This window comes from Pedobacter sp., from assembly GCF_039594775.1.
GTDB lineage: Bacteria > Bacteroidota > Bacteroidia > Sphingobacteriales > Sphingobacteriaceae > Pedobacter.
This window is the reverse complement of the sequence record NZ_JBCNMT010000012.1, coordinates 19,777-40,675: the sequence shown is the minus strand read 5'-3', so window position 1 is coordinate 40,675 and position 20,899 is coordinate 19,777. Positions and strand designations below refer to the sequence as shown.

At 38.4% G+C, this 20,899-nt stretch carries 24 protein-coding genes and 1 tRNA gene; 12 read left to right on the top strand and 13 right to left on the bottom strand.

Annotation, left to right across the window (positions count from 1 at the left end; all coding sequences use genetic code 11):
- The 6 genes from coaE to ABDV71_RS19330 all read right to left on the bottom strand — a co-directional run bounded on the left by coaE (position 1) and on the right by ABDV71_RS19330 (position 4,623).
- A complete protein-coding gene (coaE, locus tag ABDV71_RS19355; protein WP_343535510.1) occupies positions 1–591 on the bottom strand; it encodes a dephospho-CoA kinase in 591 nt (196 codons plus the stop codon).
- Positions 591–1,538: a YbbR-like domain-containing protein gene (locus ABDV71_RS19350; RefSeq protein ID WP_343535508.1), complete on the bottom strand. Its 948-nt coding sequence runs from the start codon at positions 1,536–1,538 to the stop codon at positions 591–593. Before ABDV71_RS19350 ends, coaE begins: the two co-directional genes overlap by 1 nt.
- A 109-nt stretch (positions 1,539–1,647) precedes the next feature.
- On the bottom strand, positions 1,648–1,962 hold the full coding sequence (gene yajC, locus ABDV71_RS19345; RefSeq protein WP_343535506.1) for a preprotein translocase subunit YajC: 315 nt from the start codon (positions 1,960–1,962) through the stop codon (positions 1,648–1,650).
- Positions 1,963–2,048: 86 nt separating this feature from the next.
- Positions 2,049–2,498 carry a DUF1573 domain-containing protein gene (locus ABDV71_RS19340; RefSeq protein WP_343535504.1) on the bottom strand — a complete coding sequence of 150 codons (450 nt, stop codon included), beginning with the start codon at positions 2,496–2,498 and terminating at the stop codon, positions 2,049–2,051.
- A 29-nt stretch (positions 2,499–2,527) separates the two neighbouring features.
- A complete protein-coding gene (nusB, locus tag ABDV71_RS19335; protein WP_343535502.1) occupies positions 2,528–3,481 on the bottom strand; it encodes a transcription antitermination factor NusB in 954 nt (317 codons plus the stop codon).
- Positions 3,482–3,534: 53 nt separating this feature from the next.
- The gene (locus ABDV71_RS19330) at positions 3,535–4,623 is read right to left on the bottom strand and encodes a Glu/Leu/Phe/Val dehydrogenase dimerization domain-containing protein (protein WP_343535500.1); all 1,089 of its coding nucleotides are present in this window, start codon (positions 4,621–4,623) and stop codon (positions 3,535–3,537) included.
- Positions 4,624–4,820: 197 nt separating this feature from the next.
- On the opposite strand from ABDV71_RS19330, the gene ABDV71_RS19325 reads away from it, so the two are divergent.
- The 3 genes from ABDV71_RS19325 (at position 4,821) to ABDV71_RS19315 (ending at position 8,020) form a co-directional block, all read left to right on the top strand.
- Entirely contained in the window at positions 4,821–6,602 is a 1,782-nt protein-coding gene (locus ABDV71_RS19325) for an ABC transporter ATP-binding protein (RefSeq protein ID WP_343535498.1), read from the top strand.
- Positions 6,603–6,703: 101 nt separating this feature from the next.
- The gene (locus tag ABDV71_RS19320; RefSeq protein ID WP_113645548.1) at positions 6,704–7,027 is read left to right on the top strand and encodes a DUF3276 family protein; all 324 of its coding nucleotides are present in this window, start codon (positions 6,704–6,706) and stop codon (positions 7,025–7,027) included.
- Between the two features lie 72 nt (positions 7,028–7,099).
- On the top strand, positions 7,100–8,020 hold the full coding sequence (locus ABDV71_RS19315) for a serine hydrolase (RefSeq protein ID WP_343535493.1): 921 nt from the start codon (positions 7,100–7,102) through the stop codon (positions 8,018–8,020).
- Here ABDV71_RS19315 and ABDV71_RS19310 read toward each other — a convergent pair.
- A complete protein-coding gene (locus tag ABDV71_RS19310; RefSeq protein ID WP_343535491.1) occupies positions 8,017–8,496 on the bottom strand; it encodes a DUF5362 family protein in 480 nt (159 codons plus the stop codon). The two genes, ABDV71_RS19315 and ABDV71_RS19310, sit on opposite strands and share 4 nt — an antisense overlap.
- A gap of 228 nt (positions 8,497–8,724) precedes the next feature.
- Here ABDV71_RS19310 and ychF point away from each other — a divergent pair, with 228 nt between their 5' ends.
- Positions 8,725–9,819: a redox-regulated ATPase YchF gene (ychF, locus tag ABDV71_RS19305; protein ID WP_343535489.1), complete on the top strand. Its 1,095-nt coding sequence runs from the start codon at positions 8,725–8,727 to the stop codon at positions 9,817–9,819.
- Between the two features lie 92 nt (positions 9,820–9,911).
- Here ychF and ABDV71_RS19300 read toward each other — a convergent pair whose 3' ends face one another.
- The 5 genes from ABDV71_RS19300 to mgtE all read right to left on the bottom strand — a co-directional run bounded on the left by ABDV71_RS19300 (position 9,912) and on the right by mgtE (position 13,309).
- Entirely contained in the window at positions 9,912–10,475 is a 564-nt protein-coding gene (locus tag ABDV71_RS19300) for a DUF4256 domain-containing protein (RefSeq protein ID WP_343535487.1), read from the bottom strand.
- A gap of 10 nt (positions 10,476–10,485) precedes the next feature.
- Complete coding sequence (locus ABDV71_RS19295; RefSeq protein ID WP_343535485.1) at positions 10,486–10,875, bottom strand: DoxX family protein; 390 nt, start codon at positions 10,873–10,875, stop codon at positions 10,486–10,488.
- A gap of 6 nt (positions 10,876–10,881) precedes the next feature.
- Positions 10,882–11,349 (bottom strand): SRPBCC domain-containing protein, encoded by a 468-nt coding sequence (locus ABDV71_RS19290; protein ID WP_343535483.1) that lies wholly within the window; start codon positions 11,347–11,349, stop codon positions 10,882–10,884.
- A gap of 4 nt (positions 11,350–11,353) precedes the next feature.
- Positions 11,354–11,677 (bottom strand): metalloregulator ArsR/SmtB family transcription factor, encoded by a 324-nt coding sequence (locus ABDV71_RS19285; RefSeq protein WP_343535481.1) that lies wholly within the window; start codon positions 11,675–11,677, stop codon positions 11,354–11,356.
- A gap of 261 nt (positions 11,678–11,938) precedes the next feature.
- Positions 11,939–13,309, bottom strand: a complete 1,371-nt coding sequence (gene mgtE, locus ABDV71_RS19280; RefSeq protein ID WP_343535479.1) for a magnesium transporter — start codon at positions 13,307–13,309, stop codon at positions 11,939–11,941.
- Positions 13,310–13,591: 282 nt separating this feature from the next.
- Between mgtE and ABDV71_RS19275 the strand changes: the two genes are divergently transcribed.
- From ABDV71_RS19275 to ABDV71_RS19260, 4 genes are all read left to right on the top strand, one after another.
- Positions 13,592–13,663 (top strand) — tRNA-Arg (locus ABDV71_RS19275).
- Positions 13,664–13,840: 177 nt separating this feature from the next.
- Positions 13,841–14,644 carry a hypothetical protein gene (locus ABDV71_RS19270; protein ID WP_343535477.1) on the top strand — a complete coding sequence of 268 codons (804 nt, stop codon included), beginning with the start codon at positions 13,841–13,843 and terminating at the stop codon, positions 14,642–14,644.
- Positions 14,645–14,959: 315 nt separating this feature from the next.
- The gene (locus ABDV71_RS19265; protein WP_343535475.1) at positions 14,960–15,346 is read left to right on the top strand and encodes a hypothetical protein; all 387 of its coding nucleotides are present in this window, start codon (positions 14,960–14,962) and stop codon (positions 15,344–15,346) included.
- Between the two features lie 142 nt (positions 15,347–15,488).
- Complete coding sequence (locus tag ABDV71_RS19260) at positions 15,489–15,974, top strand: hypothetical protein (RefSeq protein WP_343535473.1); 486 nt, start codon at positions 15,489–15,491, stop codon at positions 15,972–15,974.
- Here the strand turns inward: ABDV71_RS19260 and ABDV71_RS19255 are convergent.
- Positions 15,971–16,699, bottom strand: a complete 729-nt coding sequence (locus tag ABDV71_RS19255; RefSeq protein WP_343535471.1) for a response regulator — start codon at positions 16,697–16,699, stop codon at positions 15,971–15,973. The genes ABDV71_RS19260 and ABDV71_RS19255 overlap by 4 nt on opposite strands.
- Positions 16,700–16,867: 168 nt before the next feature.
- Here ABDV71_RS19255 and ABDV71_RS19250 point away from each other — a divergent pair, with 168 nt between their 5' ends.
- The 4 genes from ABDV71_RS19250 to ABDV71_RS19235 all read left to right on the top strand — a co-directional run bounded on the left by ABDV71_RS19250 (position 16,868) and on the right by ABDV71_RS19235 (position 20,895).
- Complete coding sequence (locus tag ABDV71_RS19250; protein ID WP_343535470.1) at positions 16,868–17,908, top strand: histidine kinase; 1,041 nt, start codon at positions 16,868–16,870, stop codon at positions 17,906–17,908.
- Positions 17,909–18,019: 111 nt separating this feature from the next.
- On the top strand, positions 18,020–18,811 hold the full coding sequence (locus tag ABDV71_RS19245; RefSeq protein ID WP_343535468.1) for a hypothetical protein: 792 nt from the start codon (positions 18,020–18,022) through the stop codon (positions 18,809–18,811).
- A 58-nt stretch (positions 18,812–18,869) separates the two neighbouring features.
- Positions 18,870–19,832, top strand: a complete 963-nt coding sequence (locus tag ABDV71_RS19240; RefSeq protein WP_343535467.1) for a hypothetical protein — start codon at positions 18,870–18,872, stop codon at positions 19,830–19,832.
- Positions 19,833–19,836: 4 nt separating this feature from the next.
- Positions 19,837–20,895 (top strand): T9SS type A sorting domain-containing protein, encoded by a 1,059-nt coding sequence (locus tag ABDV71_RS19235; protein WP_343535465.1) that lies wholly within the window; start codon positions 19,837–19,839, stop codon positions 20,893–20,895.
- Positions 20,896–20,899: the final 4 nt, after the last annotated feature.

Sequence of the window (20,899 nt, the reverse complement as noted above, 5' to 3'; positions counted from 1 at the left end):
TTACAGTTTCAAAAACTGTTGGTGTAAGTCTAAAACTTGTAAAATAATAGAGGTATTTGGATTGTTTTGAATGACAAAATCTGCCATTTTTAATTTTTGTTCATCGGTAAATTGCTTATTCATGCGAGCTAATACCTGTTCTTCATTTACCTTATCTCTTTGAGTGACCCAAGCAATTTTCAAATGATGGGGAGCTGTTACCAGTATATTTTTGTCGCACATTTTATAGGAGCCGCTTTCAAATAAAAGTGCGGCTTCTTTTACAGAGTAAGGAGTATTTTTAGGAAGTTCAGCATCCCATTGGTCAAAGGCTCTAAATACCGCTGGATGTACGAGTGCATTTAATTTGGCTAGCTCTTTTTCGTCGGCAAAAACAATATTGGCAATGTGTTTATTGTTTAAGCTGCCGTCTTCAAAATAGCTTTGCTCACCAAAGGCTTTCTTAATACCATTGATGAGGATCGCATCAGTTGTCATAATTTGTTTCGCAACTGTATCCGCATAAAAAACAGGAATCCCCAAAGTTTCAAACACTTTGCATACCGTGGTTTTGCCACTTCCAATTCCACCAGTTATTCCAATCTTTAACATTATTTTTCGATGATAAAGTCAACATTGCTAGGAACAATGCTTACTAGTTTTGAAAATTCAGGTAGCTTCGTGATTTTTACTGACAGCTTATGATGACCACGTATTTTCCATTCATTTAAATCAATAGCGGCCTTTAGCAAATCTTCATCTGCTTTGGTATAGTTGGATAAGGCTACCAATAAGGTGATCTTTACTTTTTTAGGGTATAATTTGACATCATGGTATTCCTTGTTGTTAAGAATACTTAAGGGCACTTCAATGGTTTTCTCCGTAAACTCATCTACAGGGATTTTAACGCCGACACTATTTGGGTATATACTTACGTTGCTAATGGCATTCTTTAAAATATTGACCCTTGTATCTACGCTACTTTTGATATCACTAAGTTTTAAGCTATCCGTATGCCATACATGTATTTTTTCTAGCTCTTCATGTGGACCAGAAATATTTACGTAGGAGGGAGTTAGTTTAATTTCTTTAGCAATGCCATATTGTGGCGCAAAAGTGAGCTTAGAAATTAATTTTAGTGGCACCCGTTTATTGGTACGCCTCGAGAAATCGAAATATAGTGTGTCGGGCTTAATAGAGATTATCTTTTGTGAAGTTTCTAACTGTCTGTTCACCTGTTCAAGCTGTTCCGAAAAAACTACGTAACTCCTGCTGTTTAGTTTTTGTAAACTTACTGTAATAGAAGGAGGTTTTATTCTGAGTCTGGCAAAAAGTAATTGCCAGCCCGTTCCTTCTACTTTTAAATCGACGGTATCAGGTTGGAGGGCCTTAAAAGCTTTTCCCTGTGGTTCATCTTTATATAACAATTCCGTTTGCACGGTGTATGGATACTTTTTGTTGAGTGCCATAAACAGCCATGCCCCAACTGCGCATAAGGCGCAGATTAAAATCGCTCCAAAGCGTTTTTGTTCAATTCGGGTAAGTTTAATAAAGGGCATGTGGTAAAATTACAATAAAAAAGCCACTCCGGATAAAACGAAATGGCTTTTGGTGTTTTTTAATAGTGATGCAGAATTTGAGTAGATTTATCTGCATCAAAAAATAAAACTATGCTTTTGGAGCTGCAGCTTTAGTTGCTTCTAATGAGATGGCAGATTTATCGAAACGGATTTTGGTACCGCCTTCTACCTCGATTAAAAAAGTGGTTTCGTTAGAACCTACAATTTTACCATGAATGCCTGCAGTAGTTACAATTTTATCGCCAATACCTAGTTCTCCAACTAATTTTTTATGCTCTTTTGCTTTTTTTACTTGTGGTCTGATCATGAAGAAATAAAATACTACCATGATTAAAACCATAGGGATAATGGTTCCCATAAGGTTGTTGCCTCCAGCGGCCTGTAAAATTACTGTTGATATCATTATCTTGTTTTGTATGTTAATTTTTGAACTTGGTTAATTGTTTTGTCAGTTTTAGCTTTCCAATTGAAATGATGGACGGAAAAGGGTTATTTTTTTTCCTTAACATTGCCCACCAAATGAAGTTCTTCAAATTTTGGGTTTGCGTTTGAGGTAATTGTTACCACTTTATCTTGTAGACCAAGCTTTCCGGTACTGTCAAAAACTACCTTAATTACTCCTTGTTCTCCGGGTTTAACAGGCTCCGAAGGGTATTCAGGTACTGTACAGCCGCAAGTTGCAGATGCGTTGGTGATGATTAAAGGTGTTTTGCCGGTATTTTTAAACTTAAATTCGTAGCTTACTTTTTCGCCTTGGGTAATCTCTCCAAACTCGTACGTCGCTTTTTCTACTTGTACTTTCGGAGCATCAGCTTTAGCAATTACAGGAGTTTCAGTGGAAGGACTATCAGTAGCTGTTGTGCCGCTGCCTTCACCACCTTTACTTTGGCATGCACCAAGGGCTGCCGCACATAACGCAATTAAGAAAAGTTTTTTCATTTTAAAATATAATATTTGGGACTTCGGGGTTATTCTTCAATTAAACCTCTGCCTACTTTTTTAATACTATTATTTCTCTTTAAATCGTTTAAAATTTTGTCTAATATACCATTTATAAAAGTATTACTCTTCGGAGTACTGTAATCTTTTGATAGTTCAAGATACTCGTTAATGGTTACTTTTACGGGAATAGAAGGGAAGTTCATCAATTCGCAAATGGCCATTTTCATTAAAATAGTGTCCATTAAAGCAATACGCTCCGATTCCCAGTTCTTTGTCCTTTCGGCTATTAGTTCCTGATATTTATCGTCGTTTTTTAACGTGTAAGTAAAAAGGTCTTTTACAAATGTGCTGTCTTCGTTCCAATCTGCACTGATTGGGGTTAACTTGTTGTCTAATGGATTTTCAGATTCGAAGTTTTTAATGGTTTTGGCAATCATGCCTTGCATTACCTCACGATCTACTGGCCAGTTAATGAATTTATCTTCAAAAGCTTGCACTACGTTTACGTTTTTCAACAGCATTTTACGGAAAATGAACTTGATGATCTCTTTTGAGCTTTCCAAGGTTTCTTCAAAATCTTCAGCCAAATATGCTTCGTATTCTTTAGTTTCCTTTAACTTGTTGAAAATCGATTTTACCAATTCAGGGTCCGAAAACCAGTTGATTTGGTATTTGTTTACTGCAGCAACATACTCAGGGTTGTGCTTAAGCACGTTAGTGAACTTGTTGTGTAATAATTTTTGATTTGGATTTAAATCTTCGGCGGTTGGCAAATGCTTATTTGCTCTCTCCAGGGCGTCGTGTGCTGTATATTCTGTAACGTCTACTATAAGTGCTAGCATAGAAACGTACATCTGATATACTTCATCGATACTTTTCATCAATAGTTTTTGACTACTAACGGTATCTTTTTTTTCGGTGTTTTGCCAAGCGAAGATATTTTGCAGGGCTTTAACTCTTAAGTGCCTTCTGTTTAACATGAATGTAAGAACGATTGCGGTATAATTACCTTTTGTGTGTTATTTGTTATTAATTAATATGATGATTTGATTTTTTTAATGTCTTCGATGCGTTTTTCTGCCAAACGTGCAGCAGCCAAGTTAGTCGGAATATTCTCCGATTTCGACAACTTGATTACCTCTTTTGTTGCTTCGTAAATGTTCTCGGTAAGTTGTATGGTGCGCTTTCTGCCAAAGCCTGTAAGCTCTGAGTAACAGCTAATAATGCCGCCAGCATTGATCAAGTAATCTGGAGCGTACAAAATACCTTTATCATGTAATAATTGTCCGTGCACTTGCTCATCAGCCAATTGGTTGTTGGCGGAACCGGCAATAATGGCAAACTTCATGGTTTTAATAGTTCTGTCATTTACCGTTGCGCCCAATGCGCATGGAGCATAGATATCAGCGCCTATCGTAAAGATTTTATCCGCTTCAATGGCTTTCGCCTTGTATTTGCGAGCAATTACTCGCATACGGTCTTCATTAATGTCAGTCACGTAAACCTCTACATTGTCGTTTCTTAGCAATTCTACCAAATGTTCGCCTACGTTGCCTGTACCTTGTACCACTACAGAGCGACCAGCTAACTCATCTGTGCCAAAAACTTCTTTAACACAGGCTTTTATGCCCAAATAAACACCTTTTGCTGTAAATGGGGCTGGATTGCCTGCGCCGCCTAAGGACTCGGGAACTCCGGTAACATGTTGCGTTTCCATACGAATGTACTCCATGTCGCGTACGGTAGTGCCCACATCTTCGCCTGCAATAAACTCACCGTTAAGGTTTTTAACGAAACGTCCAAAACTGCGCATCAGTGCTTCAGATTTCTGTCTTCTTGAGTCGCCAATAATTACCGCAGTGCCACCGCCAACGTTTAATCCAGCAACGGCAGCTTTGTAGGTCATGCCCTTTGATAAACGTAATACATCCTCCAAGGCTTCGGCTTCAGAACTATAATTCCACATCCTTACACCACCTAAAGCTGGGCCAAGTGTAGTGTCGTGAATAGCAATAATAGCTTTTAGTCCAGTAGAAGGGTCGTTGCAGAATACTACTTTTTTGTGGCCAGATTGGCTTAATTGCTCTAAAATAGAAGGGTTAGAAGAACTTATTTCTGGCATACAAAACAATGTTGAAACGTACCCTGCAAAACTAAGACAAAAAAACCATTAAATCTAAGCGTATTTTAAATAAATGGAATTTAGCCGCCAATTGGCAATGTGGAATCTATTGCATTATCCAGTGCAATTAGAAAGGAAGAGAAGAAGAGGGTATCAAAACCGCTAACTCAAGTAATTTCTATTAACTTTGTTGTACAATGAAACACTTACGATATCTCAATAAGTACTTTCTGAAATACAAATGGAGGATTTTGCCGGGCATTTTATTCGTCATCATCTCAAATATCTTTGGCGTAGTGCCAGCTCAGGTTATTAGGAACGCTTATGATCTAATTGTAGAAAATGCTGCCATTTACAGATTGTACGAAGGGTTTGATAGGCAGGCGATTATCTATGAGATTTTTAGCTATAGTTTGTTTTTCTTTGGTGTGCTCATCTTGTTTCTGTACCTGCTGAGAGGCCTGTTTTTGTTCTTTATGCGCCAAACGATTATCCTTATGTCAAGACATATTGAGTTTGATATGAAGAACGAAATTTATGCGCATTATCAAAAACTAAGTTTAGGATTTTATAGAAGAAATAATACCGGCGATTTGATGAACAGGGCCACGGAAGATGTGAACAGGGTTCGTATGTATGTTGGGCCGGCCATTATGTATGCGTTTAATACTACCGTGCTTTTTCTGTTGGTTATTTACTTTATGTTTTCGGTAAATGCAACTTTGGCCATTTATGCTTTATTGCCTTTGCCAATTCTAGTATTGGCTATTTACTATGTAAATACCATTATTAATCAAAAAAGCGAAAAAATACAGGAACAATTATCTCGTCTATCGAGCTTTGTGCAAGAGCGTTTTTCAGGTATTCGCGTCATGAAATCATATGTGCGGGAAGCTCACGCTCAAACCATATTTGCCGAGGAGAGCAATGCCTATAAAAAGAATTCGATGGGTTTGGTGAAAGTGCAAGCATTTTTTTATCCAACCATGCTGCTTTTAGTGGGAATCAGTACTATTTTGACCATCTATATTGGAGGCGAACAGGTAATTGATGGGGCCATCACCCCTGGTAATATTGCCGAATTTATTGTTTATGTGAATCAGCTTACTTTTCCGGTAACCATGTTGGGGTGGGTAACTACGCTCATTCAACGTGCAGCTGCTTCCCAAAAACGTATTAATGAATTTTTACAATTGCAACCAGATATAAACAGTGGGTACCAGGAAATTGATTTGAATGGAAACATCAGCTTTAAGAATGTAAGTTTTACTTATGCGGATACTGGAATAGAGGCCATTAAAAATGTGAGCTTTGAAATAAAACAGGGGCAGTTTGTGGCCATTATTGGTAAAACTGGCTCGGGCAAATCTACCTTGGCCAATTTACTGATGAGGATGTATGATCCAACCTCCGGTGAAATCTTAATAGAGGGGCAAAAGCTTGATACGCTCAACCTGCAAACCTATCGTTCACAAATTGGTTTTGTGCCACAAGAAGTATTTTTGTTTTCGGATTCGATAAAAAACAATATCGCTTTTGGCCTTGATGCCGTTACGGACGGGCAAGTAAGTCAAGCTGCTAAAGACGCTGCGGTTTATCAAAATATTATAGGTTTTGAGCAACAATTTGAAACGATGTTAGGAGAGCGTGGCATTACTTTATCTGGTGGACAAAAGCAAAGGGTTTCTATTGCAAGAGCTTTGATTAAGTCGCCTCAAATGCTGATTTTTGATGATTGTTTGTCAGCCGTAGATACTAAAACTGAAGAAGAGATACTTAGCAATTTGGGCAGATTAATGAAAGGAAGGACGAGCGTGCTGATTGCGCACCGTATTTCGACCATTAAAAACGCCGATAAAATATTGGTATTGGATGACGGACAGATTATTGAAGAAGGAACTCATGAAGAGTTGTTGAACAGTGGTAAAGCTTATGCGGAGATGTACCAAAACCAACTTTTAGAAGAAGAAAATGTATAAAATATTAAAAAAACGTTAATTACTGTCATTTCTATTTTGAAAGTTGATAATTATTACATTATATTTACCCCAACCAAAACCACACTACACACAATAAAAAAATGGGAGATTTCGACAACAAAGAGAGAGAAGAGGTTTTTTCTAAGAAAGTGAGAGCGGGTAAACGCACTTATTTTTTTGATGTAAAAGCGACGCGTTCGGGTGATTACTATTTAACCTTAACAGAGAGTAAGAAAAGATTAGAAGACGGTGTTTTCGTTAAACATAAAATTTTCTTATACAAAGAGGATTTCGAAAAGTTTGCAGAAGGTTTAACCGAAACTGTTGATTATATCAAATCTCGTCAAGAAGTGGTAGAGAAACGCTATGAATATTCTGATAACCAAGAATATGCTGCGAAATCTGATGATGACTTCACTTTCTAAAAATTAAAGGAAAAAAGACATATAATCCTTCTCGAAAATCGGGGAGGATTTTTTGTTTATAAATGTTTGAAAATGAAAAAAAGACTATCGTTGCTAACATTAGCACTATGCTTGGTAGTTAATTTATTTGCCCAAAAGCAAGAAAAGATAGATGCCAAACTGAATAAAATGATTGCCGAATTGGTGAAAGATTTTAATGGTGAAGTTGGTGTTTATGTGAAATCATTGAAAACAGGGAGGATAGCTGCTTATCATGCAGATACTATTTTTCCAACGGCAAGTATGATCAAGGTGCCCATTACCTGCGGCGTTTTTGACAAAATAGAAAAGGGAGAACTTGCCTATAATACCCAATTGACTTATAAGGATAGCTTGCTATACGCTGGGGAAGATATTTTAGGTTCTTTTAAAAATGGTGAAAAGATATGGTTAGCCAAAGTGTTAATGTTAATGATCACCACCAGCGACAATACAGCCAGTTTATGGTGCCAAAGTTTAGCTGGCACGGGAGTAGCGATAAATCAGTTAATGGCGCAATATGGCCTAGAGCATACTCGTGTAAATTCCCGAACACCAGATCGACAAGCTAACCAGCGTAAATACGGATGGGGGCAAACCACGCCTAGAGAAATGGCTACTTTATTAACTTTAATTAGAGAAGGCAAAATGATCAGCGAGGCAGCTTCGGAACGGATTTATAGAAATTTAATTCGTATCTATTTTGATAAAGAAGCCCTATCTGAAATTCCACCATATGTGCAAGTAGCTTCTAAGTCTGGTGCTGTTAACGCTTCGCGTTCAGAAGTGGTGTTGGTAAATGCACCGCACGGAGATTATGTTTTCTGTATCATCACCAAGAACCAAAAAGATACTTCTTGGAAGTATGACAATGAGGCCGAGGTGTTGATACGGAAAACGAGTAAATTATTGTGGAATTATTTTGAGCCTAAAAGCAATTGGCAACCCGCTAAAGGCATCGAAAAATATCATTAACGTCCCGCTAATCCACCTACTATTGCAAATAGGAAAATAAGGATATAGAAAGCAATGACGATAATCATCATGATACCATAAAACTTAAAAAATGATTTAAGCTTACGAATACCAGTTTCCAAACTAAGTTGGTCAGCATATAAAACGCCTTGTTTTGCTTTAACCGCGTAGCTGAAAAGCATTAAGCTAGGATAAAGAAATAATAGAGCATAAAGTATCATTATAAAGGTAAATACACCGCTCCCCAAACCACCGTACATTTCCATGCCAGGCATTTGAGAAAATGTGCTAAATAAAGCTCCCATGCCTAGGGCCATAATAACCATTAAGCCTGAAAAGATAAAACCTACAATGCCCAGGAATTTAGTCCATCCAGCCATATCATATAAATAGCTGCGCATGTTTTCAGTTACGATTAATTGAGGTGGATTTCCTTGTTCACCTACTGTTGTTGTTTGTTCGAAGTTATTTTCCATAATTTTATTTGATTCCTCTAAGCTAAATAAATAGTTACATTACTACAAATGACAATGTAAAGCCTTTATTGATGCACTAATGGCCAAAACGTAGTCATTTTATTGCCAACTGGTATTGGAGAGGCTAAAATCGTAAATCTATTTGTTATCTTTGCGCCTTGAAAAACTTGATGGATAGACTTTTGTTCAATCCACTTAAATCATAAATCTAAAAATCGTAAATATAAAATGGCATTACAATGTGGTATAGTAGGATTACCTAACGTAGGAAAATCTACTTTATTTAACTGTTTATCTAACGCTAAGGCGCAATCTGCTAACTTTCCTTTCTGTACCATAGAACCGAATGTTGGTGTAATTACCGTGCCTGATGAGCGTTTAAATAAATTGACGGAATTGGTAAAACCACAACGTGTAGTCCCAAACACTATTGAAATTGTGGATATTGCTGGTTTGGTGAAAGGAGCATCAAAAGGGGAAGGTTTAGGTAATCAGTTTTTAGGTAACATTAGGGCCACCAATGCCATTATTCACGTATTGCGTTGCTTTGACGATGGTAATATTATTCACGTTGATGGCTCGGTAGACCCTATCCGCGATAAGGAAATTATTGATACTGAATTGCAGTTGAAAGATTTGGATACAGTGACTAAGCGTATTCAAAAGATAGAAAAACAGGCTAAGAATGATAAAGACGCAAAAAGGGAATTTGATCTTTTATCTACTATAAAAAGCCATTTGGAAACAGGTAAATCTGCTCGTACAGCGCCTTTAAGCCCAGAGGATTTTGAAGAAATTGAAGGTTTAGGTTTGTTGACACAAAAACCTGTAATGTACGTTTGTAATGTGGACGAAGCTTCGGTAGTAAGTGGTAATAAGTATGTTGATTTAGTAAAACAGGCAGTAGCTGACGAAAATGCTGAAGTACTGGTAATTTCGGCTAAAATTGAATCAGAGATTGCTGAATTGGAAAGCTACGAAGAGCGCCAAATGTTCTTGCAAGATTTGGGCTTAGATGAATCAGGAGTAAACAAACTGATTAGAGCTGCTTACCGTTTATTGGATTTATACACATATTTTACTGCTGGCGTACAAGAGGTTAGAGCTTGGACCATTACCAAAGGTTTTACAGCACCACAAGCAGCAGGGGTAATCCATACTGATTTTGAAAAAGGTTTTATCCGTGCAGAGGTAATTAAATATAATGATTTTGTAACCTTAGGCTCGGAGAATGCTTGTAAAGAAGCTGGTAAATTAGGGGTAGAGGGTAAGGCTTACGTGGTAGAGGATGGTGATATTATGCACTTTAGATTTAACGTGTAATATCGGAAATATCTTACGGCCAGTTGGCCGTATTTTCTTCAAACCTCGTAGGTTTTTAAAACCTACGAGGTTTTTTATGGACAATAGTTTGTTTAAACCTTTAACGAGCCTCTAAAACCACGAGCGGCATAATAAGATTCGGCGCCATTGTGATAAAAGAATACACGTCCAAAGCGCCAATCGCCAAAAATAGCGCCGCCTAGTTTTCTTACTTCAGGAGGGGTGGCCAACCAACTGGAGGTTTTGGCATCAAAGTTCCCTAGTTGTTGCAGTTGTTGATATTCCTCTTCGGTAAGTATTTCAATACCCATTTCGGCAGCCATGCCAATGGCACTATGTTTAGGTTTGTGTTCTTTCCTTGATTCTAAAGCCTCGGGGTCATAGCAAATACTTCTGCGGCCTTTTGGACTTTCGGCTGAACAATCAAAGAAAATATATTCGTCTTTGGCTTCATTGTAGCCTACTACGTCGGGTTCGCCACCCGTAACTTCCATTTCATCCAAAGCCCATAGTTTATCAGGATTGGCTTCTAATTTCTGTTGTATTTTGTCCCAAGATAAACCTTCGTGGCGATTCATGTTTTTCGCAAAGCGATTTTTTAAGATGCTAAGTAGTTCTTCGCTTCTTTCTGTAGGTAGTTTAAGTTTATTGCTCATAACTCAGGTTTTAAAATGAAGTGGTTGAAGGTGTCAATTTTCGACTAACTGGCCTCAAATACCAAGATATAATGGTTAAGACTAAAAGTAATAATGATGGGGCTATATCACCAAAAGAATCTTTCATGATGAGGTGTGAGATAATGGCTCCAGACATGGTAAAGAAAAAGCCTGCATAAGCCCATTCTTTTAATAAAGTAAGTTTTGGCAAAAGAACTGCAATTACACCTAGGACTTTCCATATCCCCAATATCATCAAGAGGTATTCTGGATAACCCAAATGCTTCATCATTTCTATTTCTTCCTTTCTTTTTATCAATTGAACAATGCCAGTGGACAGCATTCCTAAAGATAGCCAAAGGGTGGCTATCCAATAAATGATTTTGTTGCGTTTTGACATAAAATATTATTTAAATTGATTGAGTACTTTTTGTAATAGGTTGTGTGCCATATTGATGCCTTGTGCAAAAGGTAATTTCAGCATTTGGTCGCGGTGGCTAACCGATTTATAGATGACATGCATGGTGAGCTTGCTGGTGTTGTTATCCAAAGCCTCGAAGTTTAGAAACTCCAACTGTACCGGAAATGGTGTGTTTTCCATTTCAAATGTTCTGATGATTTGTTGGTTTGGGCTGAATCGATGGATTACACCATTGGCACTAAATAGCAGATTGCCCTGTGGGTCTCTTTTTTCAAATTGATAGCTGCCATGTGGCTTGTTTTCTAGTTTAATGACGGTATTTCCCATCCATTGTTCTACCAGTTCAGGCTCTTCATAAGCCTTAAAAAGTAAGGTTAAGGGAAGATCAAATTCACGGGTAATGGTAATCTCTTGTTTACCGTCTTCGGCATGTATTTTGGTTTTCAGTTCCATGGTTTTATGATTTTTGTTGGTAGGCTTTCATAACGGCTTCTAATTTGTTAAACCTATCGTCCCACATTTGTCTAAAAGGCTCAATAAAGTCTGCTATTTCTTTCATTTTTTGAGGATTTAACTGATAGAAGATTTCCCGACCATTTTGTGCCTTGCTGAGCAATTCGCATTCAGTAAGGATTTGTAGGTGTTTGGATACGGTTGGTCTGGCGGTATCAAAATTTGCGGCTATGGTTCCTGCAGTCATCGATTGAGAGGCAACCAAAATAAGGATTGCTCGTCTGGTGGGGTCGGCAATGGCCTGAAATACATCTCTACGTAAATTCATTATGAAGTCATTTGACTACAAATATATATGTAGTTATTTGACTACGCAAATATTTTTTTTAATTTTTTGGTTGGCCCCAGGTGGAGACTTACGAAGCTTTAGAAACTTCGTAAGTCTGAGCTTGAGTAAAAACCTCGTAGGTTTTCAAAACCTGCGAGGTTTGATTTAGTTAGGTTGGTTACGTGAAAATTGTACAGCAGTTGCTAACTCAACCTGATTGTAGCGTAAAGCAGGGCTGTTGCTGAAATTGTTTTTCAAAAACTAGAGCAAAACGCCGCTCAAAAACAATAGGGCAAAAGAGAAATAAATGATAAGGCCAGTTACGTCAACCAGTGTGGCTACAAATGGAGTAGACGACGCGGCAGGGTCGGCACCTAGGCGTTTGAGCAAAAGTGGGAGCATGGAACCCATGAGCGTACCCCATAGCACTACACCAATAAGAGAACAGCCTACTACTAGGCCAATACGGATATAATGTTCGCTAAAAGGCATGATGATATGCCAAGCGAAAATAACGCAGAAGCTTAATAGGCAAAGGGTTGTGCCAAGAAAAATGCCTGAGATGATTTCGCGGCGCATAACGTTCCACCAGTCTTTAATGGTGACTTCGCCAAGGGCCATGGCTTGTATGATGAGGGTTGCGGCTTGCGAACCGCTATTTCCTCCGCTAGAAATAATTAATGGAATGAAAGTAGCCAGAATAACCACTTTGGCAATCTGGCTTTCAAAATTGGACATGGCGGTAATGGTAAGCAACTCGCCAAAAAACAGGACAATAAGCCATACTACACGTTTTTTGTAAAGTTCAAATACCGATACATCTAGGTATGGTTCGTCAAGAGCTTGCGTACCACCCATTTTATGCATGTCTTCGGTGTATTCTTCATGGGCAATCCATAAAATATCATCCACCGTTACTATCCCTAAAAGCACATTTTGATCATCTACCACCGGTAAAGCTACTCTATTGTTCATTTTGAACACGTTAATGGCTTCTTCTTGAGGATCGTTTACGTTTAAGGAAATTAGGCGATTGTCTGTAAGTTCCCCAATCTTCGCTTCTGGGTCTGATAGTAGTATCTCACGGATACGAATGTCATCCAACAGGACACCATCTTTGTCGATTACATATACTACGTCAATGGTTTCAGAGTTTTTGCCATACCTGCGAATGTGCGATAGTACCCGGCTTACCGTCCAATCCGTTTTTACGGCAATAAAATCTGGTGTCATTAAACGGCCCACACTATCTTCTTCGTAACCCAAAAGGTTAAGTGCTTCTTTACGGTCGTTATCAGGTAAAAGCACCAAAAGCTTTTTTACGGCCTCGCCTTGTAATTCTCCAAAAAGTGCAGTCCTGTCATCAGGAGGTAGTTGCCTAATGATTTCGGTAAGTTTGTTGGCCTGCAGTTTTTTAATAATACGCTCTTGGGTTGGAAAATCGAGGATACGGAAAACGTTTACAGCACGTTTAATGGATAAGGTCTCGATAAATTTAACTGCGTGTTGAGGAAGTTCATCAATAAGCTCTTCCACATCAGAAATGTTGAGCTCATTGAGGTAGGCTTTTAGTTGCCTATCATTCTCGTTTTCCAACAAATTTAATACTTCTTCTACTTGCAGTTCTTCCATAAGCGTTGGATTTTTGGGGTTGTACTTTATGGGCGTGTAAAGGTGCGTTTTTTATTTTAAAAATTGGGTTGGTACGGGCATTTTTTTGTGTCGTTTTGCTTTGTTTTTTTGAGATTCCTAGTAGTTAAATATCATTTTGGGGATTTTGTTTGAAGGTTGTTTGAAAAAATGTTTTGATGGTTAAGTGTAAGAGTTCTTTTAAGTAGATGATGGAAAAGGGTTTGGTAACATTGGTAAATAAAATTTCTTATCCTTAGGCTTATAATTATATTTGCACACTTTGTCCCCGTAGTTCAATGGATAGAATGTCAGATTCCGGTTCTGATGATATGAGTTCGAATCTCGTCGGGGACACAAAAGGTTGGTTTTGATAAAAGCCAACCTTTTTTATTTCTATCATTCCCCATCTGTCACTACAATTTCATTCAGCTAAAACCATAGCTCATATTTAAAAATATGCTGATATCACCTTTAAAATAGTTGTTGTAGCATTTCTATGATTTACTTACGTATACCGTTGAAATTAATATTATGAAAAAAAACAATTATCTAGCAATCTTGATTTTGGGATTGGTTGTAATCACTTCCTGTAAAAAATCAATTCGGGCAGATGAAAAGCCTGAATTTCAAAAATATTCTGAATTCATTATCCAAACAGAGGAAACATCAAATGAAATGGAATTTATAGGTAGGTATATCCCTAGCAATATTGCACAGTACCCTGATGATGGACTCTATTTGGGTAAGGGGTTAATTAGGAGAAGAGGAACTGGGAATGGTCAAGAGATTACCATAGATTTTGGAGCTGGTGGTATTTGCACAGATGGTAAATTTAGATCAGGTAAGCTGCTTGTAGAATTCAATGAAACAAATTTTGATACCATGGTAAGGTCGCAAACTTATCGGCTAGGTGAGATTGATGTAAGGGGAAATTATAGCATTGGTTATGTTCCGGGTTCTGATCGTTTACGTTTAAATTTTATTGCATTGAATGGTAAATTGACTAAGGAAGGGCAATATACCTTAGATTTCACCCTGAGCAGAGCCAGTGAATTTGTTTCGGGGTTTGCTAGCCCTAATGATATTACCGATGATGTTTTTAATCGAAAGGAATTAATTTATAATCTAACGTTAAATACCAACGGTAAAAATTCATTATTAAAAGTAAAAGGCTTGGGCGAATCGAAGCTCCAATTTTCTTGCACTAATCGCTATTATCCGGTTACTGGTCAATTAATGGTCGAAATGGCTGGTACTGGAGCAACCACGACACAAAATTCTTTTAAGCTTACCTTTGGTACTGGTTCATGCAACGGCGTGCCGGTAATCAATTAGATGATTTGTAGTCATGAATAAGCACTGGAACAAGCATTGGGGGGTATATTTTTTGGCAGTTATCGTACTCATTTTTATGGTGGTGTACTACGTAGCCTGTTAAAATTTACAGTTACGTAGTGTTAAGCAGCCCTTTAATGGGCTGCTTTTGTTTGAAGCTAATGGTAGCAGTTTAACGATATTATTTGTCGTTCGTCTGATAATCATCAATTTATTGTTGCCTCCAGATATTTTTGCTTGAGGAAAGGTCTATTCCATTGGGTAATCGAATGGAAATCATTGATTTTCTGTCAAATCCTCAAAATAAATAATGTAATGAAGAAAATTTCGGTATTGGCACAGTTGATTTTGGGCGTAACTTTTGTTTTTGGAGGAGTTAATGGATTAATGATTCCTTTAGGTTTTGAAGCGATTGTTCCTGTAAATCCTCAATCTAAATTTGCAATCTTGCTTTCCCAAACTAACTATATTTTTATTGTACAGAAAGTAATTGAATTGCTTGCTGGGATATGTCTATTGATCAGAAAATTTCGTCTAGCAGCTATTCTGGCGCTTACTCCCATTGTAATCTGCATAGTAATGTACCATTTATTTGATGATATTAAAAATATCGTCATCGGTATAACGGTTCTTTTATGCTACGTGATATCATTATTCAATTATGCTGATCGAATTAAATGGATATTGAAAGATGAAAAGTAGTGTTTGTTGTTGAGCGCCATAAAACATAGATTAAACGATTGCAATAGCAGTTGAAAGAATTAATTAAATACGCTTTTTGATTGCTGTTATTTTTGAGTAGTTAATAGTTAATTTACTACATAGATTTTTAGATTTTAGGTTAATGAAAATCTTTTTTTTAGTAGTAGTGATGTCTGGATGGACAATTATTGGGGCTGCCGATGGATATACTCTGCAGCCTCTTTATAGGACAGTGTCACTACAGCAAGCAAATTTTACGGATAAGCCTTGGAAGCTTAAAGCACTTTCGGCATCACCAGCCATTGATTGGGATATGGACGGTAAGTTGGAGACAGATATCTTTCCTAAAACGGAAGATTGTGAGCGAGATGATCTCATGATTTTGAGGAAAGGTGGTATCGTAATTAAAGATACTGGAAAGAAATTGTGTGAAGATCAGGAAGCTGGTAAGCAAGAGGCCGGTACTTGGACTTACGATGCCGTAGCAAAACGACTCACCTTAACGGAAAACGGTAGGTCACAAGCGTATAACTTATTGGAAGCTTCGGCAAGCAGATTGGTGCTGGTCTATAAGTGGAAAACTCCCAAAGGAAAAACACATGAGATAAAGGCAGTTTATACGCTTTAAATCATCAGATTTTTAATTTCTGGGAGGTAGCTTCTTCCAATATTAAACTCTGTATCATCGGCCAATACCAAGAAAGTTTTGCCAATATCGCGGTAAAGTTCCTTGATATAGGTTAGATTAACTACTACAGAACGATGTATGCGTACGAACTTTTTAGGGTCAAAACGTTGTAAAACAGCACTAATCCCTAGCGAACTCAGATACGAAGTGTCGGGCGTAAATATTTGAGTATAATCTCCATCGGCCTTGAGATACATGATATCCTCTACAGAAACGCTCTTGAAGCGTTTTTGGTGTTCTACAATAATTCTGTCCAGATAGTGTTGTTGTGATGGAAGTGTATTTAAGGCAAGCTTGGCTAAAGAAATGGCATTTGCCTGTAAGCGCCCCATGGTGTTGTCGAAACGTTCTTTAGTATATGGTTTAAGTAGGTAATCTACGGCATTCAGCTCAAAAGCCTTAATGGCATACTTGTCGAAAGCAGTAGTAAAAATCACATTGGGTACGTGGTCTATTTGGTGCAATACCTCAAATCCGTTAGCTCCTGGCATCTGAATGTCTAAAAATACAAGATCAGGTTCCATCATATTAATGTATTTGATCGCCTCTATGCCATTGCTGCATTCACCAGCTACAAAAAAGTCTGGGTATGATTCGAGATATTGCTTCACCAAGTGCCTGCCGTGGTCCTCATCATCAATAACTAATACAGATTTTCTTGACATAACTATTTTTTAGTGTATCCCAAGATACAGATTATGCGAAATAAAAATAAGTTTTCCGTCAATCGGCCATATGGTTCGATAAATGACATTAATAGTCGATATAAGACATATTAAAGTAAAACGCTCATTTAATTATTATTGATTAAAATTGTATTGAAATACTTATCAATGTTACATTTCATCAGGCGTGATGCCACTAGGAGGGAAATACTCCTTTTTATTTTTGTACTCATCGCTATGAGTGTGCTTTATGGAACTCCGCGTTTATTCTCGTTGGGCTTCAGTTGGGCATTTCTGATTGAGCTTGGGGTCGATTGTTTGATCATGACTATGGCTTGCTTGCCGATTTGGTGGTTGCATTTTCGCAAAATGAGCAAAATCCCCATTAAAAGGAGATTTGCTCTGCATCTATTTACGGCATTAATTTATTATGCTTTGTGGGTACTGCTTTATTATTTTTATAATAAGGCGGTGGGCCTACCAATCATGACCCGTCAACAGGTTTTTCAAAATATAGGGCCTAACTTATTATTTTATGTGCAAGTATTCAGTTCGCTACACATCGATTTATTTTTTAGAGAAAGAGAACAGCAATTGCTGCGGGAGCAGGCTTTAAGAGAGCTTGCTCATAAAGGAGAAATTAGTGCTTTAAAGGCACAGATACAACCACATTTCCTATTCAATACCTTAAACAGTATTAGTGCATCTTTACCTCACGAGCAGGAACCTACCAGAATATTGATTGCACGTTTGGCTGATACCTTTCGGTACGCCTTACAATCAACCCAGCAGGAAAAAGTACCCTTGAGCCAGGAACTTGAATTTATGGTCACTTATCTTTCACTGGAGCAGGCAAGGTTTGGTAAACGACTTCAGATAGATATACAAAGTTTCCCCGAGGCTGAACAAGTGGAAATACCGCCCATGTTATTGCAGCCTTTGGTAGAAAACGCAATCAAACATGGGATAGAACCTTCTATAGCAGGAGGTTTTGTCCATATAAAATGCAAACGTGAACTTAATAAAACCCATATCATCATCGAAAATACTGGGCAACCTTATCGAGGTAACCTCGATGATATATTTAACGGCGAGGGTGTGGGCCTGAAAAATACAGCGAAACGTTTAGCGCATGAGTTCAATGAAAAGCTTCACATTTCAAGAAATGAACAAGGTTGTTTAAAGATTGATTTCTATGTAAGCAACTAGCCTTTTTGTAGGCAATAGATTTAGACCCTTCTTTTTTGCATTTTAACTTCTATAGTTGCGCTTCGTAGAAAAAGGCGTAGTCGAGCGTGGATCACTTTTAGTTTTGCTCGCATGAGTACTAGAGATTTAAGCATCAATTTGATAGCATTGTTGTGCCTTACGACCTTGACTTGGTGCAGCAAAAGTGGAGGAGCATCTCTTGAAGAAGAAGAAATTCCTTTTACCTATTTGTCTAAAATAGAGAATGAACCTGGCTTTGGAGATAGTGACGAAGAACCAGTTGGAACCCCATTTAAATTGCCGGCCGGCCTGCGTTTTGTACAACGCCCCAACCATCCTTTTGATCCTGATATCAAGAAATTGCATGGTAACATGAATACCTTCTATGTGGATATCAATATTGTTGCCGATAGCACTTGGAAGGGTGGAGAAATTTTCTTTCCAGCAGGGCTAGTGGTGATGAATGTTGCTCCTAGCAGAATTCAAAATGGAATGTTGATGGATAGAGAGCCTATTACCATGCCACCTTATGGAAATACTGGGGGGAACGACACCACCACCTTTTACTTGGGAGTGGCTTGTATGAATGAAGGCAAGGGTCTCCCTTGGGAAGAGAACAATGCACCTGATACACGGAATTATCCTATAGGGAAGGGAATGCATATCCCCAAGGTAGTTACTAAAAATGAACAAGTGCTAAAATTCCTTTCCTTATTAAAGAACAAACCTCATTTAAAGATCAAACAGCATTACAATCCTATGGATGCCTATAGACCAGATTACGTACAACCTGCGTGGATGGAACCTTATTCAGTCATTCAAACCATGTTTTGGAAACTGACCGACGAAAACGGCCTTTCTGAAGCAGACCTTAGGGAGCTCATGGAGGCCATCAAAAAATAACATTTATCAATGCTGCGATTCCGTATTGTGCGTAGCAATCATCTTAATTTTTAATAATATGAAAAGACTTCTACTTGTAGCCATGTGCTGTTTATTGGGAATAACCCAATTATACGCTAAAATTTTCCGTGTAAACAACAATTACATGGTTTCTTCAGCCTACATCAATGGCCAACAGGCACATGATGACGCCCAACCTGGTGATACGCTTTATTTTGAAAGCAGTTCCATTACCTATACGGCTTTTAATATTAGCAAAAGGTTGGTGGTGATGGGGCTGGGTTCTTTTTTAGATAGTTATGAGGGACATCAGCTCCCTGGTCTTCCCGGAGCTACCATTGCGCTAATCAATATACGTAATGGTGCTAATAACACGGTTATTGCAGGCATTAAAGCAGACATTGTGGTAGATGGCGTAGCTCAATTACACCTTTTCAGAAACTATGGCCGAATAGATATGACTGGGTGTGCCAATGCTTTGATATACCACAATTACATTACGAGGCTTAGGATTGATCAGTCCAATTTTATCGCAGTAACGAACAACATCATTGCTGGAAATATAGAAAATGGCTCCGGTATACAGGATGTGACTATACATCATAATACCATTAATGGTAATGTATTCACTTGGAACTCAAATATGAGTAATAACATTATTGTTCAAGGTACTGCTAACCTACGTAGCAGCAACTTTAACAATAACGTGCTCACTGCCAACTCCTATTTTAAAGCAGGAGTAGAGGTAACTGCTGATAACGACAATAATGTTTTTAACGCTCCAATGGCTAATATATTTATGGCAACCAGTATTGATGACAGATACTTTCAGCTGAGCGCCATTAGTCCCGCTAGGGGAGCAGGCCTAGGAGGTTCAGATTGTGGAGCCACCGGAGGTGCCGATCCCTATGTTTTTGGAGCATTGCAGCCGCCTATTCCCTCTATTTACAGACTGGACGTACCTGGCATCGTTAGCGGTAACTCAATGCAGGTAATCATCAGCACCAAAACAAATAGATAAGCATATGCACAGAAAATTAATCATGTTTTTATGCTGCTTTGCAGTGGCGAAGGCTGGTGCTTTTGCGCAAACCACCATCCTAAGGATTGAGTATTTTTTTGGGATGGACCCAGGTTTTGGTTTAGCTACACCAGTTCCATTAGTGAGTGCCAATGAGATCAATAATCTCACCTTCAATGTAGATGTTTCTGCATTGCCCAAAGGCCTTCATTTTTTTACGGTGCGTAGCCAAGCCGCTACCGGGCAGTGGAGCGTAGTCAGCAAAAGATTGGTGTATAGAGAATTATCGTCAACCGTGGCATTGACTAACATTAGTTATTTAGAATATTTTATTGACACTGATCCGGGGCTAGGAAATGGTGCTAGGATATCGGTTGTTGAAAATGCTAATGTGGAGGATGTTGCCGCTAACATTGATATCAGCACCTTAGCTGAAGGTGGGCATTATTTCTATGTGCGCAGTAGGGATATCGAAGGGAAGTTCAGTACCACCAGTGTTAAATATTTCGAGATTGATAACATACTGCCATTAAAACTGCTCGACTATAGTGCAGACGTGGATGACCGATTTGTAAGACATTTTTGGACCACGGCCAATGAAATTGGGGTTTCGCACTTTATAGTTGAACGTAGTGTAGATGGCATTAGTTTTACTGCTGCTGGCAGGGTTGAAGCCAAAAATGGTACCGCACAACAAAGCTATTTCTTAAAAGAAACACTACCACCAGGTTTGCTTAATGCGTCTACCATTTACTATAGGTTAAAAATGGTAGATAAGGATGGCGCTTTCAGCTACAGCAAAATGGCTAGCGTAGTGCCTAAAAAACTGGAGAGGCTTTCTGTAAGCCCCAATCCCGCTACCGACTTTGTAAATATCGCTATCCCCAAGGCAAAAATGGTAGCCATCAGTTCTATTACCGGACAAACATTATATCGTGCCACCCTTGACACCAGCGCAGATACGCATACCCTCCGATTTAACAAGCTGCCAGCGGGAACTTACCTTTTAAAGGTGGTAAAGGAAAATAACGAGACCGTAGTGGAAAAGTTGCTTATCCAATAACGAC

Bases quoted from the DNA above. Each gene is read 5' to 3' on its own strand.
- coaE (WP_343535510.1), bottom strand. From the start codon at position 591: ATGTTAAAGATTGGAATAACTGGTGGAATTGGAAGTGGCAAAACCACG.
- ABDV71_RS19350 (WP_343535508.1), bottom strand. From the start codon at position 1,538: ATGCCCTTTATTAAACTTACCCGAATTGAACAAAAACGCTTTGGAGCG.
- yajC (WP_343535506.1), bottom strand. From the start codon at position 1,962: ATGATATCAACAGTAATTTTACAGGCCGCTGGAGGCAACAACCTTATG.
- ABDV71_RS19340 (WP_343535504.1), bottom strand. From the start codon at position 2,498: ATGAAAAAACTTTTCTTAATTGCGTTATGTGCGGCAGCCCTTGGTGCA.
- nusB (WP_343535502.1), bottom strand. From the start codon at position 3,481: ATGTTAAACAGAAGGCACTTAAGAGTTAAAGCCCTGCAAAATATCTTC.
- ABDV71_RS19330 (WP_343535500.1), bottom strand. From the start codon at position 4,623: ATGCCAGAAATAAGTTCTTCTAACCCTTCTATTTTAGAGCAATTAAGC.
- ABDV71_RS19325 (WP_343535498.1), top strand. From the start codon at position 4,821: ATGAAACACTTACGATATCTCAATAAGTACTTTCTGAAATACAAATGG.
- ABDV71_RS19320 (WP_113645548.1), top strand. From the start codon at position 6,704: ATGGGAGATTTCGACAACAAAGAGAGAGAAGAGGTTTTTTCTAAGAAA.
- ABDV71_RS19315 (WP_343535493.1), top strand. From the start codon at position 7,100: ATGAAAAAAAGACTATCGTTGCTAACATTAGCACTATGCTTGGTAGTT.
- ABDV71_RS19310 (WP_343535491.1), bottom strand. From the start codon at position 8,496: ATGGAAAATAACTTCGAACAAACAACAACAGTAGGTGAACAAGGAAAT.
- ychF (WP_343535489.1), top strand. From the start codon at position 8,725: ATGGCATTACAATGTGGTATAGTAGGATTACCTAACGTAGGAAAATCT.
- ABDV71_RS19300 (WP_343535487.1), bottom strand. From the start codon at position 10,475: ATGAGCAATAAACTTAAACTACCTACAGAAAGAAGCGAAGAACTACTT.
- ABDV71_RS19295 (WP_343535485.1), bottom strand. From the start codon at position 10,875: ATGTCAAAACGCAACAAAATCATTTATTGGATAGCCACCCTTTGGCTA.
- ABDV71_RS19290 (WP_343535483.1), bottom strand. From the start codon at position 11,349: ATGGAACTGAAAACCAAAATACATGCCGAAGACGGTAAACAAGAGATT.
- ABDV71_RS19285 (WP_343535481.1), bottom strand. From the start codon at position 11,677: ATGAATTTACGTAGAGATGTATTTCAGGCCATTGCCGACCCCACCAGA.
- mgtE (WP_343535479.1), bottom strand. From the start codon at position 13,309: ATGGAAGAACTGCAAGTAGAAGAAGTATTAAATTTGTTGGAAAACGAG.
- ABDV71_RS19270 (WP_343535477.1), top strand. From the start codon at position 13,841: ATGAAAAAAAACAATTATCTAGCAATCTTGATTTTGGGATTGGTTGTA.
- ABDV71_RS19265 (WP_343535475.1), top strand. From the start codon at position 14,960: ATGAAGAAAATTTCGGTATTGGCACAGTTGATTTTGGGCGTAACTTTT.
- ABDV71_RS19260 (WP_343535473.1), top strand. From the start codon at position 15,489: ATGAAAATCTTTTTTTTAGTAGTAGTGATGTCTGGATGGACAATTATT.
- ABDV71_RS19255 (WP_343535471.1), bottom strand. From the start codon at position 16,699: ATGTCAAGAAAATCTGTATTAGTTATTGATGATGAGGACCACGGCAGG.
- ABDV71_RS19250 (WP_343535470.1), top strand. From the start codon at position 16,868: ATGTTACATTTCATCAGGCGTGATGCCACTAGGAGGGAAATACTCCTT.
- ABDV71_RS19245 (WP_343535468.1), top strand. From the start codon at position 18,020: ATGAGTACTAGAGATTTAAGCATCAATTTGATAGCATTGTTGTGCCTT.
- ABDV71_RS19240 (WP_343535467.1), top strand. From the start codon at position 18,870: ATGAAAAGACTTCTACTTGTAGCCATGTGCTGTTTATTGGGAATAACC.
- ABDV71_RS19235 (WP_343535465.1), top strand. From the start codon at position 19,837: ATGCACAGAAAATTAATCATGTTTTTATGCTGCTTTGCAGTGGCGAAG.